Source organism: Peribacillus muralis (assembly GCF_001645685.2).
Lineage (GTDB): Bacteria > Bacillota > Bacilli > Bacillales > DSM-1321 > Peribacillus > Peribacillus muralis_A.
Genome location: NZ_CP017080.1, coordinates 325,775 through 344,751, shown reverse-complemented (window position 1 = coordinate 344,751; position 18,977 = coordinate 325,775). Strand labels below are relative to the sequence as shown.

Genomic DNA, 18,977 nt, shown 5'->3' with positions numbered 1-18,977 from the left:
TTGGATTATATATGTGTGATTAATTGAGCATTTCAAGTAGGATAAAGAGGTGCAATCACAACTGAGGAAATTAGCAGGTACAACCTATACCAACTGTAATCTAAACGATTTTTCCACTTAGAGATTTTGCCCAAGTTTTGGACAAAGATTTCCCTCTATAGTATTTCATTTTCCTAAATCAGATGGAATGATGCCTGCGGTATGTGGCACCAAAACGCATTTGTAAAATGATTATTAAAATTCCCATGTGTCTAATTTGAGCATGGAAACGAGGTGCATACAAATGAGGAAAAGAAATGGCACAGCAAATACCAACTGAAATATAATGGTTTTTATTTTAATGTTTTGGTCAGTCACAGCATAGGGACTGAACCTTTATCCCTAAAGCACTTCATTACCTTAACAAACAATGAATATAAATTCAAATGATGTACTGCCGCATTCCTGCCTAAAATGCCCAAAATGACATTCCACTCCATGGGTTCCGAAATCCCGAAAAACCGTTGATATATCAACGTCCTCGTAAGCCTCAAAACGAAGGGCAAACTTACGGCAATGAATTTTTTTCAGTTTTTTTAAAGAAGTGTTTTTCCAATAAAACCCAAAATTAAATGATGCGTGAATTTTATAATCGGATAATCTCATATTTTATTACCCCGAATTCCAAATAAAAAACCTTGAAAATAGTTCCATTTCAAGGTTTCCTTCTTATCGTACATTACATATTCCTGTGTTCATTAAAATCAATCTGGCACTTTTCCAGCGGGATCACTTTCGTTTTCTTAATGAACTTATAGCCAAGCCACATCACCAGAAAAAACGGGATGCCAAGATAAGCAGCCATCACACCGGCCCAATTGATATGGTCTCCCAGGAAAGCTTGATAGTTTTGCGCCAATAAAACGAAGAAACAAAGGACAAACGAAAATATCGGACCGAAGGGAAACCATTTTGACAGATAGGGAAGGTCAGCCAATGAGTGCCCTTGAGCGATGTATGCCTTGCGAAAGCGGTAATGACTCGCCGCTATGCCAAGCCAAAAAATAAAACCCGTGACTCCGACAGCATTCATCAGCCAAACATATATCACTCCGTCACCGAAAACGGAAGCGAAAAATGCGAGCATGCCTACAAGTGAAGTGACGATAAGTCCCCAGATCGGAACGCCGCGTTTATTGAGCTTTCCGAAGATCTTTGGTGCCAGCCCTTCATTTGCCATGGAGTACAGCATACGGCTTGTCACATAGAGACTTGAATTACCTGCGGATAATACGGCGGTTAAGATGATGGCATTCATCACCGAAGCTGCAAATGCCAGTCCCACTTTTTCGAATACCATCGTGAACGGGCTGACCATGATCGTATGTCCCTGAAGACTCCCATTCGTATAAGGAACAATCAAGCCGATGATCAATATCGCTAAAATATAAAAGAGGAATATTCGCCAAAAGATGCTGCGAACGGCCTTGGGAACATTTTTGGCAGGGTCCTCGCTCTCACCCGCTGCCACACCGACGATTTCCGTTCCTTGAAAAGAAAAGCCAGCAGCTATGAAAATTCCCAATGTCGCCAAGAACCCGCCAGCAAACGGCGCGTCACCTACCGTGAAATTTTTAAAACCGATCGCCTCTCCGTTCATGATTCCGAATATCATCAATATACCGACAACGATAAAAATGACAATTGTCGCGACCTTGATGAGTGAAAACCAATATTCCCCTTCGCCATACCCTTTAACGGATATGTAATTCAATAGGAATATCAAAACTAAAAACATGGAACTCCATAAAAATGATGGACTGTGGGGAAACCAGAATTTCATGACCATCGTTGCGGCAGAGAGTTCCGCGGCAAGCGTCATCGCCCATGTGAACCAATAGTTCCAGCCAAGCGCAAATCCGATTGCGGGATCGATGAATCTTGTGGCATAGGTACTGAAAGCGCCGCTGACTGGCATGAATGAAGCCAATTCCCCTAGACTTGTCATAATGAAATAAACCATGATGCCAATGACGGCATATGCAACCAATGCCCCGCCCGGCCCTGCAGAATGGATGGCCGGGCCGCTTCCAAGAAAAAGTCCCGTTCCAATTGCGCCGCCTAATGAAATCATCGTCAGGTGACGTGCTTTTAATTTCCTTTGCAAAGTATGGGGCGGTTCGTTTTGCTCCGTTTTAACGGGCAGTTGCAATTGGCGATTTTCCAAATTAATTCCCCTCCAAGCATGCATTTTTAATCCTTAAATCAAATTCGACCATATAATCGTTTGCAGCTTTCGATTTTTCCTGTGTCCAAGTCTCTTTTCAGCAGAACTGCTTGGGATTGGGAACCATGTACTTTATGTAGCATTGTCAGGCTTAAAAACCCGTAAAGAGCTTATAAGCCTAACGTTTAGAAGAGAATCGCTTCCATCTTACATTCTGTCATTCCACATCATGTCGTGGGCAAGTTCCCATGAATGAAGGAATTCCAATCGATTTCAAGTAACCAGCTGGCGGCTGCTTCAATATCCTTTGCAAAGATTCGATCTTGCGTAATGCTAGGAATGATTTTTCTTGCTTCCGTGTAAAAATCCTTCGTGAACGGAGCCATTTTTTCCGTCCCTCGGTATTCCACCGCTTGCAGGGCACAAATGAGCTCAATCGCCAATACGCGGCGGACGTTTTGAATGATTTGATGGGCGTGTCGCGATCCAATCGTCCCCATGCTCACATGATCCTCCTGATTCGCTGAAGATGGAATGGAATCCACACTTGCCGGATGTGCCAATGTTTTATTTTCAGAAACGAGAGAAGCAGCACAATATTGCATGATCATCGCCCCCGATTGCAAGCCAGGTGACGGACTGAGGAATGGCGGTAAATCATTCAACTGGGGATTGACGAGTCGCTCTATGCGGCGCTCGGAAATGTTAGCAAGCTCGGCAACGGCGATTTTCATGAAGTCCATCGCAAACGCTATCGGCTGGCCATGGAAGTTGCCCCCGGAAATAACCTTTTCACCATCATCGAAAATAAGCGGATTATCCGTCGCAGCATTCATTTCGATTTCCAGTTTTTCTTTTACATAATCGAGCGTTTGCCAGGATGCCCCGTGCACCTGCGGGATGCAGCGAAGCGAATAAGCATCCTGTACCCGGAGCTCCCCTTGCTTGGTGATGAGCTGACTCCCGTTGATCATGCGGCGAATCCTTTCAGCAACTTCCGTTTGCTGGCGATAACCGCGGGCAAGATGCACATCCGCATCAAAGGCGTCTTCGATGCCGCGCAACCCTTCCAGCGTCATGGAAGCAATCGCCTCTGTTTGATGGGCAAGCTGCTCCGCTTCAATGTAATTGACCAGACCCATCCCCGTCATCGCCTGCGTGCCATTGATCAAAGCCAGCCCTTCTTTCGCTTTCAGTGTCAGCGGCAGTATGCCTTCTTTCGATAATGCCGTGATCGCCTCCATTCGTTCTCCTTTGTAGAACACTTCCCCTTCTCCCATCAATACCAAAGCCAAATGGGAAAGCGGCGCCAAGTCGCCACTCGCCCCAAGTGAGCCTTGCTGGGGGATGACCGGATGGACCCCGGCATTCAAAAGCTCAATCAAACGTTCGATGACCACAGGGCGCACACCGGAGAACCCTTTTAATAGCGCATTGGCACGGAGAAGGACCATCGCTCTTGAAACCACCTCAGGAAACGGTTCGCCTACACCGCATGCATGGGAATGGATCAAATTCCACTGCAGCTGCTCTGCATCACCTGCATCAATCAAGACATCGCTAAATTTTCCGAAACCTGTTGTTATCCCATAGACGACTTTCTTTTGTTTTACGATATTCTCAACCGCTTCCCTGCTTTTTTCGACCTTTTGGACACTCTCGGCAGATGCCGTGACAAATGCCCCTCCATACAATACCTGCTTCGCATCTTCAATCGTTAAAGTTTGGCCTGTTAATGTAATCATTTCCTGCACCCCTAATTCACTAATTAACTATAGGCTTTAAATTATTTAAATGTGGTTAATTCCCAAGCCAACCGCTTCATGTTCAAATCCCCGAACCGGCGCTCCAATCGTTCCATACACGGCGACCGCTATCCATTCGCCCTCGTCACTGTTCTTGAACGGCCTGCCACGGACGATTGCAAACCGAAGTCCTGCCGTCCTCAAAAGACCGCCAAGCTCGACTTGGCCCCGAGTCACCCCATGCAAGGCCTCGATGATTGCATGATATAGCGCATGCATTTCCCGATATATATCAGGATTGACTAATCCCAGCCTTTTCGCTGATGTCTCAATGGCTGCGACTATTTTCTGCAGCTCCATCGATCCGACCTTCCCTTTACCGTAAAGCCAATTCATTCGCTTTAGATCATTTGTTAATGAGATTTCTTCCTCTTCTTCCGCAAACGCGTACATGATTGCATGGCGCCCGATTCTTCTGTCGAATTCCTTACTCATGCAGAACCTCTTTTTCAATTTTCTAAATTGACTAATAACTAACTATTATTGTAAGCGGGTACAAGCCGTTCGGTCAACATATTTTTTAGATATCTTTTTGACGCAAGCCTTACATCACACAGATTGCATATCCAAAAAATGGCCCATCGCCTACATTATCAAGAAAAACACAGCATAGTGGAGGATTTGGAAGTCAATCGTTTCTTTCCGCTGCAGGCACTTGCTTTTTTGGGGCGGTAGTGAAGACTCCGGCGGGGTGTGCCTTGGGCTCGCTCCTTCCACTTCGCTTCACTCTTGCATCGGAACCTAAAAAAGATGCCGCCTGCAAAAATACAGACTGCATCTCCTTCAAGTTGCTCAATTTTAAATGTTTTTCACAAGCAAGTAAATAAAGTACGGAGCTCCTAGGATCGAGACGATGATGCCTACCGGAAGTTCCACCGGGGCCATGATGACCCGTCCCAATGTATCGGCGGATAACAGTAATAACGCACCCAGCATAGCAGTCAATGGCAATACTCTTGCATGTCTAGCCCCTACTAACCTTCTTGCCATATGCGGGGCAATCAAGCCTAAAAAGGTAATGCCTCCACCCACGGAAACACACACACCCGCCAATGCCACGGAAATCATCAATAATAGCCTGCGTTCCCTTTCTATCCTGACACCGACGCCTGTGGCAATCGAGTCACCTAGGCGCAGGACGTCCAATACCTTTGATTTATAAATGGCGAAAGGAATCAATACAACCAGCCACGGTAATAACGCCCAGACAAACGTCCAATTCGTTCCCCATATCGTTCCTGATAACCAGATTAATGCTTTCATGAAGTTGTTCGGTTCCATTTTCATTTGGAAAATGACCAAGCCAGCGCCGAACGCAGCATTGATGCCTATCCCAACCAGCAAGAGCCTCGCAGGCGTCACATGCCCCTTTTTCCAAGAAAGCACATAAATTAAAAATGCGGCAAGGAAGGAACCAAGCAATGCAGTTAGCGGCATGATGAACACGGAAGACCATCCACTGAAGAAAGCAGTTCCTTGGAAAAAGAACATATAAAGTACGACCGTGAATCCTGCTCCTGAGTTAATGCCCAATATGCCAGGGTCTGCTAATGGATTTTGGGAAATCCCCTGTAATATTGCGCCCGAAACGGCGATTCCCATGCCTACAAGTATTGCCAGAACGATCCTCGGCAAACGGAAATCGAAAATGGTCAATTCATTTTCTGCAGTGCCATTTCCCAATAATGTCGAGATAACATCCATCAGTGGAATCTTGAGGTACCCTGCATTTATGCTAATGAAAAATACAAGCACGGTTAACATGCCAGTTAAGGCAAGCAGCATCTTAAACCGTCCATCTTTTGGTCCAGATTGCTTCGGCATCATAATCCCCTCCCTTCCTTACGCGCTAAATAAAGGAAAAAGGGAACGCCAATGATGGCCGTGATCGCCCCAACAGGCGTTTCGAACGGTGCATTCACCATCCGTCCGACGATATCGGCAACCAGCAAGAGCACGCCACCGAGAATGGCCGAACAAGGGATGATCAGCCTATAATCATTTCCGACCAAAAACCTGATGATATGAGGAATGACCAAGCCTACGAACCCAATCATGCCGGCAATCGATACTGCAGCGCCAGTCAGCAGCAGCACCGCGATCATCCCTATAAGCTTCACGATGCCGGTATTTTGCCCAAGTCCCTTTGCCACCTCTTCCCCTAAGCTAAGAATGGAAATGGAGCGGGAAAGAACCAAGGCTACCAATAGACCCGCCACGATAAATGGAAGCGTAAATAAAACATGCTGCGGCTGCACACTTGAAACCCCTCCGGCAAACCAATAGCTAATATCTTTTGAGATATTGAACTTGATTCCGACCGCAGTTGACAGCGAGCTAAGCAAGGATGCTATGGCCGAACCTGCCAGTGCAAGCTTGACAGGCGTTATGCCCCCCCTTGAAAACGATGTGATTCCGAACACTAATGCTGCGCCCAACCCTGCCCCGGCAAAAGAGAACATCATTAAACCCAAATACGTTATACCCGGCATGACCACAAGTGCTATCGCAATGAAAAACGATGACCCGGCGGTTACGCCCATTATAGAAGGATCTGCCAATGGATTCCTCGTCATTCCCTGCATGATTGCGCCCGAGACGGCTAACGCAGCTCCTACACATACCGCTGCAATCGCCCGCGGAAATCTTAATTGCCGAATGATCGTATGAGCGGGATTACCTTCATCGAATTGAAATAATGCGTTATATACATCCCGATAGCTCAAATCGGCGGCACCGAGATTGATTGAAGCAACAATCGAAACGAGTAAGCATGCAAGGCCTGCTATCATGATGACCAAGCTGGTTACTCTATTTTTATATGTATTTAGCAGTGCCTTGTCGATTTTTATTTTTGCATTCATCTGTACAACTACTCTCCAAAGGGAAAACCCCTAAAAAATAACGATTGACAATGAGTGATTTCTATATTTAAATTAATTGAAATCGAGAATCATTATCATGCATAGATTATTTTATCATATCTTTAGGGGGATTTAAATGTATAACGTAATAAGCAAGAAAAAAATGCTGCAACTTTTGGGCGCTGGACTGTTAGCCATTTCATTGGCTGCTTGTGGTGATGAAGGAGCGAAGGATAATCAATCTTCGACAAATAAAACAGATCAAACTTCCAATAAAGAAAGCAAAGAAGAAGTGAAAACAAGAACGTTAACGGATGCAATGGGTCATAAGGTGGTTATTCCCGCCAAGCCGAAGCGTGTCATCGCTTCATACCTTGAAGATAACCTTGTCACATTGGGCGTTAAACCTGTCGCGCAATGGAGTGTAAAAGATGGAGCAAGCATTCAAGGATATTTACAGGACGACCTTGAAGGGATTCCTACCATTCCACACGACCTTCCATTCGAAGCTGTTCAAAAAATGAAACCGGACTTGATCATCATGGACTCTGCAAGCATGGTCGAAGGCGGAAAGTATGAGCAATATAATAAAATCGCTCCTACATATGTTATCGGTACCGAAGTGAACAATGACTGGCGTGATGAGCTTAAACGCGTTGGAGAAGTATTCGGCAAAGAAGATGCAGCCAAAAAGGCTTTAGAAAAGTATGAGGCAAAAGCTGCAGACGCTAAAAAAACGCTTGAAAAAGAAACGGACAATCCTTCCGTTGCAGCCGTTTGGCTAGTCGGCGGCAAGTTCTTCGTCGTTAGCGACAACCTATCGAGCGGAGCAGTCATGTACGATGACTTAGGCTTGAAGGAACCGGGCGTCGTCAAGGAAATCTCCGCTAGTGCAACAGGAAACTGGAGTGCGATTTCATTAGAGAAGTTAGTGGAAATGGACGCCGATCACCTATTCTTGATCAATAGTGATACATCCACTGGCTCAAAAGCGCTTAATGAAGCACTATGGAAAAGCATCCCGGCTGTAAAAGCAGGAAATGTTCATGAATTTTCCGCTGACGAAAGCTGGTTATATACGGGTGCAATCGCCAATGAACAAATCATTGATAATGTGTTAAAAAGTATAGTGAAATAATGAAAAAGGCTATCACATCAGGTGATAGCCTTCTTTTTTTGAATAGTCCAAACTCATATTTTGTCGTTTCGTCGATATATCTCGACTATTCGTTGATATATTTCTATTTTCGTCGATATATGTGCACTGCCTCTATTTTTTATCACTTTCCAACGCTTCATAGATTGCCGTCACGACACTCCCGTAACTTCCTGTTTTAAAGAGGTCGCCGAAAAACTGATTGCTATTCGCTACAGGATTGACGAGCGGAGAATGCTTTTTATTCGTAAGCAAAACAATGCCTAAATCTTTTTCAGGATCAATGATCGTGACCGTCCCCGTCCACCCTGTATGACCATAGGCACTCTCACTCGCATGTCGGCTGAACATCCACTCCATGCTTGCATCTCCATTTCGTCTCCAGCCAAGGCCATAAGTCGGATTCATTTCCGAAGGGGCAACGAACTCATCGATCGTTTCTTGATCAAAAAACGCCTGCTTGCCGTATCCCCCGCCATTCAACATCACCTGCAGCAGGACAGCGAGATCTGCCGTATTGGAGAAAAGACCTGCATGACCTGAAACGCCTCCCATCGAGTAGAAGGCCTTTTCATCATGGACCTCCCCTTGAAGGGTATATGTGCGAATGTAAGGGAAAGTTATCACGCCATCCCGTGTGTTGCCAAGCAATTCAGTTGCGGCAAAGTCCTTTGGCTTGAATCCCTTTTGAAGCGGATTGAACTTTGTATGTTTCAAGTTAAGCGGCTTGTACAATTCATTTTCAACATACGTATCAAGCGGCTGACCCGTTATTTTTTCAACAATCGCACAGAGCAGCATATAGTCGACATCACTGTATACGTTCTGCGTTCCCGGCACATATGTCAGCGGTGTTTTCGATATGAAAGAAATTGTTTTATCCCGCTCCTGTGAGTAGAGTTCCTTTGAAACAGCTGGATTGTGGTATTGCGGATCCGGCTTAAAACCGGCTGTATGATGGAGAACATCGACGATTCTCAAGGTATCCTTGCCCTTGATAACATCCGCTTCCATGTCTTTGAATTCAGGAATATATTGCTGAACTTTTGCCTGGATATCAATCTTGCCTTCACTGACTAATTTTTGAAGCGCAAAATTGGTTGCATACATCTTCGTGTTTGAAGCAAGATCAAACATTGTATCATTTTTCATCTTTTCAAAGCGTTTAAGGGGCGTATGCTCATTGAACTTCCGCTTGTACCCGTAGCTATCATTTTTAACGATCTTTCCGTCCTTGACGACAATCAGTGCAGCCCCAGGGAACCCGGAAGCCACTTCCATTTCAATCAGCCGATCGACCTTCTCCAGCCTTTCCGATGAAAAACCCGCGTCTTCCGGTTTTTTTGCTTTTTTCAACACCGGATACGAGCTGCCTTCTTCCTTTCTCACCACAGTCTCTTCGTTTGGATATACTTGTGCATAGGATGTGAAAGGTAAAAATAAAGAAAAAGCCAATATTGAACTCAGTGTACAGCTTGTCCATTTTTTCATCATATTCCCCCTATGATATTCCATTCGAAATCCACCGTAAATTCCCAGGGTATCCATACCCGTATTCAGCAGCAAGCTCGCAGTAGCAACCGTTTTCATTTTTTTATTTTATATCATTTATCCATAAATCTCCTAGTTAATACCAACAATTTTCAAAAGATGGCTCAAAAGTCATACATATATGAGGGTGTAAAATTATACATTTATCCCCACTCGAAAAGCTCGCTTTCTACTCAGGATTCTCGCACCTTACTCTCCAATCAACCTGGTTTTCACTTTCAGATACAGTCATTTTCCTAAAGTCTTTATAAATCCTGACTGATAGATTCAATTAGAAGAAACGCATCCATTTATTCTACTAAATTTAAGTTCAGTAACCTTGCAATATTGAATAGTGACATTGATTTTAACTATAAGAACTTAAAGGACCTATAGCTTTTCAAATAATGGTTTTTTAGAAAGACGCTTAAAAAAGCTATGATAGACGAATTACCATTGTTACTGCTATTGGAAATATAATGGTGGTAAAGGAAAAGGTTCAGCCTATTAAACTGTTGATAAAGCTGGACACGACGGAGGCGTTTGAAAAGGCGCTTCGGTCAAAAATTCAGGTAGTAATAAGCTAGATCTAGTACTTATGATGCGGAATTAAAAAGACTAGGAGATTAAATAAATGGTTAAATTAAGTAAGATTAACATTGATTTCGATTGCAATAAAGCAACCCCTTATTTCCAAGTAGGTTCAGAACAAAGAATTAGATTTGGTATGGATAACTTAAATATTACTTTAATTACCAAAATTGTTGGAGATGTATTTAAAGAAGACGATAATATAAGTGTTATATTCCTATCAGAAAATATTTTTAAGGATAAGCGTTATTCTTCGAAAGCAAACATCGGTAATATTATCAAGATAAAAAATTGGCATGAAATAGTTGTTAAAGATGAATCTAGTCGCGAGGGTGTAGTATACGCAAATATAAATGATTTAATTCGTAATGATATTATCAAATATTGCACGAAGATTTACCAAGGTCATAATGAAGCTTATATTTCTTTTTATAATGATAAATCACTGTTATATGTAAATAGCGATGTTATCGATATTATTTTAAAGGATGTTGGGAAAATTGCGGATTTAAAACAAAAGTACTCTATACAATTCGATGAATATTATGATAATGGAGACCCTTTCTGATTTCGGCCAAAATCTACTCCAAAATGGCTTTGATGGCCTCGTTGTATACCTTTCAGGTACGGCATACGCATTAATCGGTCAAATTTTTACCGGTAACTTCATTTAAACCAAATGAATTATCTACAGGAATAACCGCAAACCATTTGTATCAAAAGTTGCATTTTCTTTTAATTAATCCCTCCTTTTGGGTTAATCAAAACGATCCTACCCTAACCTTGTGTAAATCAAAGCCCTTATATCTAAAATGTGAAGGAAAGAACAATCAATAAGTAATTGGTAAATTTGGTAAGCGGCAGGTGCTGAACATACAATCAAATGAACACCGGAGATAACAACTACTTTTCTAACAAAGAAGTCATGCCGGCATTTCTCTATGCACATACTTGAAAAAAGAGGGATTATTTCGCAAACAGGACTATCAGTACAACGAACAATTCGATAACGTAAGACGAAAATTCAGTTGCATTTTCAAGAGGGTTAGAAATCTGCAAACTAAAAAGACCACTTTCAAAGTGGTCTTTTTAAATCCATATCTTCAAGGGCTAAAGATATTACTGCCAGTCTGTGTGAAAGACTCCTGCCATATCGCGGCGTTCATAGGTATGTGCACCGAAGTAATCACGTTGCGCCTGTAAGATGTTTGCATTTGAGATGCCTTTTCGGTAACTATCGTAAAAGTTGAGTGAGGAGCTTAAACAAGGTAACGAGATACCGGATGTTATCCCCTCACAGATAACCTTTCGCAATCCTGCCTGATAGTCGGTAACCTTTTCGGCAAAATATGGTGAGATTAATAAATTTGCCAGGTTCGGCTGCTCTTGATAGGCTTCGCTGATGACGTTCAAAAATTCGGCACGGATGATGCAGCCGCCGCGGAAAATCAGCGCAATATCCTTCAAAGGCAAATCCCAGCCGTAAAGTTCAGAAGACATTTTATATTGCGTGAAGCCCTGCGAGTATGCACAAACCTTCCCCATATATAATGCTTGCCTAATATAATCAATCCACTCATTTTTATCTAGCTTATGCTCAACGTTTTCAGGACCTGTCAGAATATTTTCAGCCTTCACCCGTTCCTCTTTTAGAGCGGATATGTAACGCGCAAACAAGGCTTCTGTAATGATCGAAGCAGGTATGCCGTTATCAATCGCTTGCATGCTAGTCCATTTACCTGTGCCTTTTTGGCCTGCTTTATCTAGGATCACATCGATTAACGGCAAGCCCGTTGCTTCATCTTTTTTCCTTAATATTTCGGCTGTTATTTCGATTAAATAACTTTTCAGTTCACCTTGGTTCCATGTTTCAAAGATGTCAGCTATTTCATTCACTTCCAAATGGAGCTTTTCTCTTAAGAACGTGTATGCTTCGGCGATTAATTGCATGTCTGCATACTCGATCCCGTTATGCACCATTTTCACAAAATGACCTGATCCCTTTGGGCCGATATAGGTACAGCAAGGCTCTTCATTCACTTTGGCCGCGATTTTCGTCAGGATCGGCGCGACTTTTTCATAGGCGTCTTTATCTCCGCCTGGCATGATTGAAGGCCCTTTTAATGCACCGACTTCCCCGCCAGATACACCAATGCCTAAATAACTGATCCCTTTAGGTTTCAATCCATCATATCTGCGTTCCGTATCAACATAATGGGAGTTACCGCCGTCCATGATGATATCGCCCGTTTCAAGATGAGGAAGCAAGGAATCGATCACCGAGTCGATCGCCTTGCCCGCCGTCACCATCAGGAAAATCTTTCTTGGGGCTTCCAGTGATTGAACAAAGTCCTTGATTTCGTAATACGGATGGAGCGATTGACCGTCCAGCTTCGCCATAAGCTGATCCGTTAAATCTCTTGTATAGTTATAGACGGCTACTTGTTCCCCTTTACTAGCCATATTTAAGGCGATATTACTGCCCATTACCCCTAAACCAATGACACCAATTGAATTGAACATGTTTTTTTCTCCTTTTATGTAAGAATAATAGGCAGTAAACCCTCCTATAAATGGAGGACTCACTGCCGGGAAGGACCTATACGAATAAGCTGATCAATAGAATGAAGCCTAATCCAGCTACTGAAATGATCGTCTCAAGTAAGGTCCATGTTGCAAACGTTTCTTTCATGCTTAAACCAAAATACTCTTTGAACATCCAGAATCCGGCATCGTTAACGTGTGAAGCGATTAAGCTTCCCGCTCCTGTCGCAAGAACGACTAAAGCGAGGTTAACGTCCGTCTGACCTAACATAGGAATGACCAAGCCAGCTGTCGTTAAGGCCGCAACGGTGGCAGACCCCAAGGAAATACGCAGAATTGCCGCGATGATCCAGGCAAGCAGGATCGGTGATAGCGATGTCCCTTTGAATAATTCAGCCACATAGTCACCTACACCGCCGTCGATCAATACTTGTTTGAAGGCTCCGCCGCCTCCAATGATCAAGAGCATCATCCCGATATGCAAGATAGCATTTGTACAGGAATCCATGATATCCTTCATTGGAATTTTCCTTGCCAATCCCATTGAATAGACCGCAAATAATAAGGAAAGCAACATGGATGTACCAGCTTCGCCAATAAAACGGATCGCTGCCAGCATACCATTATCTTCAAAGCCCATCGTTTTTTGCAGCAAAGTGATAATTGTAGCAATGGACATTAAAATGACCGGAAGTAAGGCGGTGAATACACTGATCCCGAATCCAGGTGTGTCTTCCAGTTTAAATGTTTTTTGTTCTCCTAAAGATGCGATGCTGCCTGTTTTCGTAAAGGATGCAGGTACTAATCTTTTAGCAATCTTCGTAAATACCGGCCCAGCTAAAAAAACGGTTGGAACCGCAATAATGAAGCCATAAAGCAATACTTGACCAAGGTCTGCACCATATTCACCGGCAATGACCGTTGGTCCTGGGTGCGGCGGCAAAAAACCGTGTGTTACGGATAATGCTGCCACCATCGGAATGCCAAGATACAAAATCGAAACTTTTAGTTCTCTTGAAATCGCAAATACGATCGGTATCAATAATACTAATCCTACTTCAAAAAATAAAGCAATACCGATTATAAAGGAAGCCGCCACGACTGCCCACTGAATATTCTTTTCACCGAATTTGTTAACAAGGGTCATGGCAATGCGTTGCGCGCCGCCCGAATCTGCGATTAACTTACCTAACATCGCTCCAAGTCCAAAGATTAACGCTAAATGACCAAGTGTTCCTCCTAGCCCCGCTTCAATAGTCTTTACAATTTGTTCAAGTGGCATTCCTAGTGCCAAAGCTACTCCAAACGATACAACGATCAAGGAAATGAATGTGTTTAATTTCAAGCCCATTATTAAAATTAATAACGCGACAATTCCTGCAGCAACAATAACTAATGGCATTGTAACTCCCCCATGTGTTTACTTGGTAGCATGTATCAAGTTTCTTTGATAGTTCGCAATCTGCGTATATTCGTTTTCCAATACTCTGGATAGGTTAATGAATATCGGCAGTATTTGCCTATATTCTTTTACTGAATCATCATTCGGTGCATGCTTATGGGTATGACCAATCATTTCGGAAACGACCTCGAAGGAATCGATTTCCCCTGTGGCGTATAAACCCAAGATACATGCCCCCAGGCATGAGCTTTCGTAGCTTTCTGGCACGACGACATCCGATTCGAAGATATCCGACATCATTTGCCGCCAAACAGCCGATCTGGCAAAGCCTCCCGTAGCTTGTATTCGATTCACGGGACCCTCCATGCATTCGGTTAAGGCTAAAAATACTGTGTATAAATTGTAAATGACTCCTTCAAGAGCTGCTCGAATCATATGTTCCTTCTTATGAGAAAGGGTCAATCCGAAAAATGAGCCCCGTACATCCGGATTCCATAATGGAGCGCGCTCACCGGCAAGATATGGATGAAATAACAACCCATCGGCGCCTGGTCTTACACGTTCAGCAATTTTAGTTAACACCTCATAGGCGTCGATTCCGAGTCTTTTGGCTGTTTCCACCTCGGAAGAAGCAAATTCATCACGAATCCAGCGAAGGACCATCCCCCCATTGTTTACCGGACCGCCAATCACCCAATGCTTTTCCGTTAAGGCATAGCAAAAGATTCTTCCTTTTTCGTCCGTTTTCGGCTCGTCAATGATTGTCCGAATGGCACCGCTTGTCCCGATCGTGACAGCGATTTCCCCTTTTCGGATAGCGTTTACACCTAGATTAGAAAGAACACCATCACTAGCTCCGATCACAAAGGCAGTTTCCGGATCAATCCCAAGCTGTTTCGCTATATCCGGAGCGCAGTTGCTGAAGATCTTTGTTGTTGGTACAAGCTTGGATAATTGACTGCGCGTTATTCCCGCAATTTTTAACGCTTCGCCATCCCAATCCAAGCTTTTGAGATTCATCATTCCCATCGATGAAGCAAGGGAAATATCGACGACATATTGATCAAACAGCTTTTTAAAAATATATTCCTTGATCCCGATATACTTTTTAGCTTTGGCTGCGATCTCTTTGCGATCATTCACGAGCCAGGTGATCTTGGATAATGGTGACATCGGATGAATCGGTGTCCCGGTCCGTTTGTAGACTACATGCCCATCCCATTCCGCTTTTATTTTATGTGCCCAAGCTTCACTGCGGTTATCTGCCCAGGTGATGCAAGGGGTTAACGGCTGGTCATTTTCATCCATCGCTATCACACTATGCATCGCACTGCTGAATGATATGAATGAAGGTTTTTTATCGGCATGCTCTTTCGTTATCGTTGAAACGGCTTTCAAGACAGCCTGGAAAATTTCCTCTGGGTCTTGTTCCGCTGTTGTCATATCCGGTGTGTAAAGCGGATAGCCAATATTCGCTTGTCCAATGACATCGCCTTTTTTCGTAAATAATACAGCTTTTGTACTGGTTGTCCCGATATCTACACCTAACATATAGCTAGTCATTTTCTTGTCCGACTCCTTTTGAAAGCATCTGTTGGGCCATCCATAAATCTTCAACCTTCTCTTGTACATCATCAAAATTCACATGCAGCGACTTGATCATGAGGTCTCGATCTTTTGATTTGATTGCATCGATATAAAGCTGATGATTATTTATGACCCGAGTAAAATCTTCATATTTTTCTTTAAAACGATGACGCATGGATAGAAGAATCAAACTTTCCATCACAGGTTTCAAATTATCCCAGATCATCAGGATGTAGGAATGATCAATGGACCGAATGATCGTTTCATGAAACAGGACGTCCTGATAGGAAAATTCATCAGCATCTTGGTATTTGATGGATATTTTCATCATTTCTAGAATTTTACTAAGCTCCCTCACCAATACATCCGTGTCCGCCCTCACCAAGCGCTCGAATACAAACGTCTCGATCAGTATCCGTACATCATAAATTTCCGCATATTTTTTTTCTGTCAGCCCAATGACGACCGCACCCATTCTTTCCAAGCGAATGATATTTTCAGAGGCCAGTATTTTTAACGCTTCACGAACCGGTGAGCGGCTGACACCGAAATCCGCAGCTATCTTATTTTCAGATAAGATGGTACCGCTTTCAATCATGCCCGAAATAATGCGCATCCTAAGCTCCGACGTTACCCGATCACCCGCTGAAGCTTTTGAAAGCCATTTTACTGGATAAAAAAATTCCTTAGATTCTGCCATACATTCACCTTCTCATAGAGTTCAAGTACACTTGTATACAAGTATTATAATCAATATTTCGAATAATGCAAGCGCTCTTTTTCTGGCGAACACTGGACACTGCCCCGCTCAATTGTGGGAATGGTACGTGGCGGGGCCGCTCCCCTTCTGGTGTATCTATCCCGTCGGAACAGTTTTATAGTGATGGGAACATCCATTGCAAATATAGAATTATGCCCTCTAGTAGGTTCATATTTAACCATAATTTAGCTTACATCGGCATTTTTTCTACGAATCGGGACCTTTTATCTGCGAATTCGGCTTTTTATCTACGATTCTAGGCCATTTATCTACGAATTCAGTGATTTATCGATTTTTCGACAAAAAAGGACCAGTATAGAATCATTTAATTCATTTTTTCTTTTTTTAAAACAACATTTACCATTCAATATAAACCTTAAATGTTAATTACGAACAATAATTAGATGAAATTATTGACATTATTGTTCCAAACTAACATAATATGTTTATAACTAACAAAGGTGGTTTATATGTTACCAAATGACCGAAGAAAATTTATTTTAGAGCAATTAAGCATGAACGAAAAAATGGATATTGAACAGTTGGTTGATTCTTTAAATGTCTCAGCTATGACCATTCGCAGAGATTTAAATCATTTAGAAGCTCAGGAAAAGCTCATCCGGACTCACGGAGGGGCGGTTCTGAATAAGCCATTGGTTATTGAAACATCATTCCAAGTAAAAGAAGGAAAATACAGTTACCAAAAAAGGCAAATTGCTCAGAAAGCGCTAAACCACATTCAAAGCCATTCCACAATTTTATTAGATTCAGGAACGACGACACTTGAAATAGCAAAGTTGCTGAAAGAAAAAAAGGACTTAACAGTTGTCACAAATGATATAAAAATTGCAGCTGAACTCATGGATAGTGAAGTAAAAGTAATTGTAGCAGGTGGGGAACTTCAAAATAATATTGGGGCCTTATTCGGTCCATTAACGGAACAAGTTTTGAGAAATTTGCATGTTGATTTACTTTTCTTAGGAGCACATGCTGTCCATCTAGAAGAAGGTATAACAGCACCTACATTTGAAAAAGCCTCCATAAAAAAATTAATGATAAAATCGGCAGAAACGACATGGTTAGTGGCTGATTCGAGCAAGTTTGGTCAAAAATCTCTCACAAAGGTTTGCCACCTTTCAAGTATTGACGGAGTGATTACGGATGATGGCATAACTGATGTCTGCGAGGAGATATTAAAAGAACATCTGCATGTTGTTACTGTTGAAGGAAGTGAAGCCAAATGAAAATAGGAGTCATTGCAGATGATTTGACAGGTGGAAACGGGACTGGTGTAAGGCTCACTAAATTAGGTTTTGATGTAGCAACAATGGTTCAATATGACAACCTTCCTTCTTCTGATTCTATCAATGCTATTATCGTAGATACAGATAGCAGATATGCAAGAGAAGATATTGCTCAAATGAGAGTGAAAAAAGTTATTGAGAATCTTACAAAATGGGGCGTAAATGTAATTTGCAAACGGATTGATAGTACAGGGAGAGGTAATATTGGAATTGAAATTGATACATTGTTGACAGAGCTTGGTGAAAAAGCTATTGCGGTTGTCGTCCCCTCTTTCCCTGATTCAGGGAGAGTTACAGCAGGAGGCTATTTATTAGTACATGGTGTGCCAGTACAGTTGACAGATGTAGCAAAGGATCCTGTTATTCCAGTTACTCAATCATTTGTACCAGAAATTGTTCAAAAGCAAAGCAAATACCCTGTTTCACATATTGATCTTGAAACTGTGCTGGCCGGAAAAGATGAAATTGAAAAAGCAATCAGAGAAAAAATCGAACTGGGAGATCGCATTCTTGTTTTAGATGCCATTACAAATGAAGATATAGAGGCTCTTGCTGGTGCAATGGCAAATATTAAAGAATATCAGATGATTCCGGCAGATCCAGGACCATTAACAGCTGCATATTCTAAAGCGTTCAGCCGCCAGCATATTAAAGATAAAAAAATTATTGTTACAGTCGGCAGTGTTACATCTAATAGCACCATGCAATTGAATTATTTAATGGAAAAAACAAATTCTCGTTCAATCTATGTAGATCCGGAAAAATTGGCTACTTTAGATAGCAGATGGGATGAAGAGGTGACAAGAGTCATTAATAAGACTTTGGAGGAAATGGATAAACAAGATATTTTAATTATCACAACAGATTCCCCAACGGCTAAAGTACTTAATCTTAATGAATTATCAAAAGAACTAGGGTTTAGCCAGGATTCACTAGCAAAAAGAATAGCTGATGGGTTAGGTAAAATCACTAGAGTAGTTGTTCAAAATAGCAAATATGAGATTGGCGGATGTTTTTCCAGCGGTGGAGATGTAACTGCCTCCTTATGTTCGATAGTGAGGGCGGAAGGAATTAAATTGATAGATGAAATTTCACCTCTTGTGGCGTACGGCCAGTTTATTGGCGGGTATTTTGATGGTATTCCGCTTGTCACTAAAGGTGGCACGGCTGGTGATAAAAAAGCAATTTATACAAGTGTTAAATATTTGGAAGCAAAATTTTAAGGAGG

Annotated in this window: 14 protein-coding genes; 4 read left to right on the top strand and 10 right to left on the bottom strand. The window is 42.4% G+C overall.

Annotated features, from left to right (window positions below):
- Positions 1-718 precede the first annotated feature (718 nt).
- The 5 genes from ABE28_RS01710 to ABE28_RS01690 form a co-directional block, all read right to left on the bottom strand.
- A complete protein-coding gene (locus ABE28_RS01710; protein WP_257390789.1) occupies positions 719-2,113 on the bottom strand; it encodes an amino acid permease in 1,395 nt (464 codons plus the stop codon).
- 320 nt (positions 2,114-2,433) lie between these two features.
- Positions 2,434-3,951 carry a histidine ammonia-lyase gene (gene hutH, locus ABE28_RS01705; RefSeq protein WP_064462422.1) on the bottom strand — a complete coding sequence of 506 codons (1,518 nt, stop codon included), beginning with the start codon at positions 3,949-3,951 and terminating at the stop codon, positions 2,434-2,436.
- 45 nt (positions 3,952-3,996) lie between these two features.
- Positions 3,997-4,446, bottom strand: coding sequence for a histidine utilization transcription antiterminator HutP (gene hutP, locus ABE28_RS01700; RefSeq protein ID WP_064462423.1), 450 nt, complete (start codon positions 4,444-4,446; stop codon positions 3,997-3,999).
- A 363-nt stretch (positions 4,447-4,809) separates the two neighbouring features.
- Complete coding sequence (locus tag ABE28_RS01695) at positions 4,810-5,835, bottom strand: FecCD family ABC transporter permease (protein ID WP_083231913.1); 1,026 nt, start codon at positions 5,833-5,835, stop codon at positions 4,810-4,812.
- Positions 5,835-6,875 carry a FecCD family ABC transporter permease gene (locus ABE28_RS01690; protein WP_064462425.1) on the bottom strand — a complete coding sequence of 347 codons (1,041 nt, stop codon included), beginning with the start codon at positions 6,873-6,875 and terminating at the stop codon, positions 5,835-5,837. The genes ABE28_RS01695 and ABE28_RS01690 overlap by 1 nt, the downstream gene beginning before the upstream one ends.
- 136 nt (positions 6,876-7,011) lie before the next feature.
- Between ABE28_RS01690 and ABE28_RS01685 the strand changes: the two genes are divergently transcribed.
- The gene (locus ABE28_RS01685; RefSeq protein WP_064462426.1) at positions 7,012-8,013 is read left to right on the top strand and encodes an ABC transporter substrate-binding protein; all 1,002 of its coding nucleotides are present in this window, start codon (positions 7,012-7,014) and stop codon (positions 8,011-8,013) included.
- Positions 8,014-8,145: 132 nt separating this feature from the next.
- Here the strand turns inward: ABE28_RS01685 and pbp4b are convergent, their stop codons facing one another.
- Positions 8,146-9,522: a penicillin binding protein PBP4B gene (gene pbp4b / locus ABE28_RS01680; protein WP_064462457.1), complete on the bottom strand. Its 1,377-nt coding sequence runs from the start codon at positions 9,520-9,522 to the stop codon at positions 8,146-8,148.
- A gap of 673 nt (positions 9,523-10,195) precedes the next feature.
- Here pbp4b and ABE28_RS01675 point away from each other — a divergent pair.
- Positions 10,196-10,720: a hypothetical protein gene (locus ABE28_RS01675; RefSeq protein ID WP_083231912.1), complete on the top strand. Its 525-nt coding sequence runs from the start codon at positions 10,196-10,198 to the stop codon at positions 10,718-10,720.
- A gap of 551 nt (positions 10,721-11,271) precedes the next feature.
- Here the strand turns inward: ABE28_RS01675 and gnd are convergent.
- The 4 genes from gnd to ABE28_RS01655 all read right to left on the bottom strand — a co-directional run bounded on the left by gnd (position 11,272) and on the right by ABE28_RS01655 (position 16,385).
- Positions 11,272-12,675, bottom strand: a complete 1,404-nt coding sequence (gene gnd / locus ABE28_RS01670) for a decarboxylating NADP(+)-dependent phosphogluconate dehydrogenase (RefSeq protein WP_064462427.1) — start codon at positions 12,673-12,675, stop codon at positions 11,272-11,274.
- 76 nt (positions 12,676-12,751) lie between these two features.
- Positions 12,752-14,098 (bottom strand): GntP family permease, encoded by a 1,347-nt coding sequence (locus tag ABE28_RS01665; protein ID WP_064462428.1) that lies wholly within the window; start codon positions 14,096-14,098, stop codon positions 12,752-12,754.
- 18 nt (positions 14,099-14,116) lie between these two features.
- Positions 14,117-15,661 (bottom strand): gluconokinase, encoded by a 1,545-nt coding sequence (gene gntK, locus ABE28_RS01660; protein WP_064462429.1) that lies wholly within the window; start codon positions 15,659-15,661, stop codon positions 14,117-14,119.
- Entirely contained in the window at positions 15,654-16,385 is a 732-nt protein-coding gene (locus tag ABE28_RS01655) for a GntR family transcriptional regulator (RefSeq protein WP_064462430.1), read from the bottom strand. Before ABE28_RS01655 ends, gntK begins: the two co-directional genes overlap by 8 nt.
- A gap of 530 nt (positions 16,386-16,915) precedes the next feature.
- On the opposite strand from ABE28_RS01655, the gene ABE28_RS01650 reads away from it, so the two are divergent.
- Positions 16,916-17,689, top strand: coding sequence for a DeoR/GlpR family DNA-binding transcription regulator (locus ABE28_RS01650; protein ID WP_064462431.1), 774 nt, complete (start codon positions 16,916-16,918; stop codon positions 17,687-17,689).
- Positions 17,686-18,972 (top strand): four-carbon acid sugar kinase family protein, encoded by a 1,287-nt coding sequence (locus tag ABE28_RS01645; RefSeq protein ID WP_064462432.1) that lies wholly within the window; start codon positions 17,686-17,688, stop codon positions 18,970-18,972. The genes ABE28_RS01650 and ABE28_RS01645 overlap by 4 nt, the downstream gene beginning before the upstream one ends.
- The last annotated feature ends 5 nt before the right edge of the window (positions 18,973-18,977 follow it).

Bases quoted from the DNA above. Each gene is read 5' to 3' on its own strand.
- ABE28_RS01695 (WP_083231913.1), bottom strand. From the start codon at position 5,835: ATGCCGAAGCAATCTGGACCAAAAGATGGACGGTTTAAGATGCTGCTT.
- ABE28_RS01690 (WP_064462425.1), bottom strand. From the start codon at position 6,875: ATGAATGCAAAAATAAAAATCGACAAGGCACTGCTAAATACATATAAA.
- ABE28_RS01675 (WP_083231912.1), top strand. From the start codon at position 10,196: ATGGTTAAATTAAGTAAGATTAACATTGATTTCGATTGCAATAAAGCA.
- ABE28_RS01685 (WP_064462426.1), top strand. From the start codon at position 7,012: ATGTATAACGTAATAAGCAAGAAAAAAATGCTGCAACTTTTGGGCGCT.
- ABE28_RS01645 (WP_064462432.1), top strand. From the start codon at position 17,686: ATGAAAATAGGAGTCATTGCAGATGATTTGACAGGTGGAAACGGGACT.
- ABE28_RS01650 (WP_064462431.1), top strand. From the start codon at position 16,916: ATGTTACCAAATGACCGAAGAAAATTTATTTTAGAGCAATTAAGCATG.
- gntK (WP_064462429.1), bottom strand. From the start codon at position 15,661: ATGACTAGCTATATGTTAGGTGTAGATATCGGGACAACCAGTACAAAA.
- hutH (WP_064462422.1), bottom strand. From the start codon at position 3,951: ATGATTACATTAACAGGCCAAACTTTAACGATTGAAGATGCGAAGCAG.
- ABE28_RS01655 (WP_064462430.1), bottom strand. From the start codon at position 16,385: ATGGCAGAATCTAAGGAATTTTTTTATCCAGTAAAATGGCTTTCAAAA.
- gnd (WP_064462427.1), bottom strand. From the start codon at position 12,675: ATGTTCAATTCAATTGGTGTCATTGGTTTAGGGGTAATGGGCAGTAAT.
- hutP (WP_064462423.1), bottom strand. From the start codon at position 4,446: ATGAGTAAGGAATTCGACAGAAGAATCGGGCGCCATGCAATCATGTAC.
- pbp4b (WP_064462457.1), bottom strand. From the start codon at position 9,522: ATGAAAAAATGGACAAGCTGTACACTGAGTTCAATATTGGCTTTTTCT.
- ABE28_RS01710 (WP_257390789.1), bottom strand. From the start codon at position 2,113: ATGATTTCATTAGGCGGCGCAATTGGAACGGGACTTTTTCTTGGAAGC.
- ABE28_RS01665 (WP_064462428.1), bottom strand. From the start codon at position 14,098: ATGCCATTAGTTATTGTTGCTGCAGGAATTGTCGCGTTATTAATTTTA.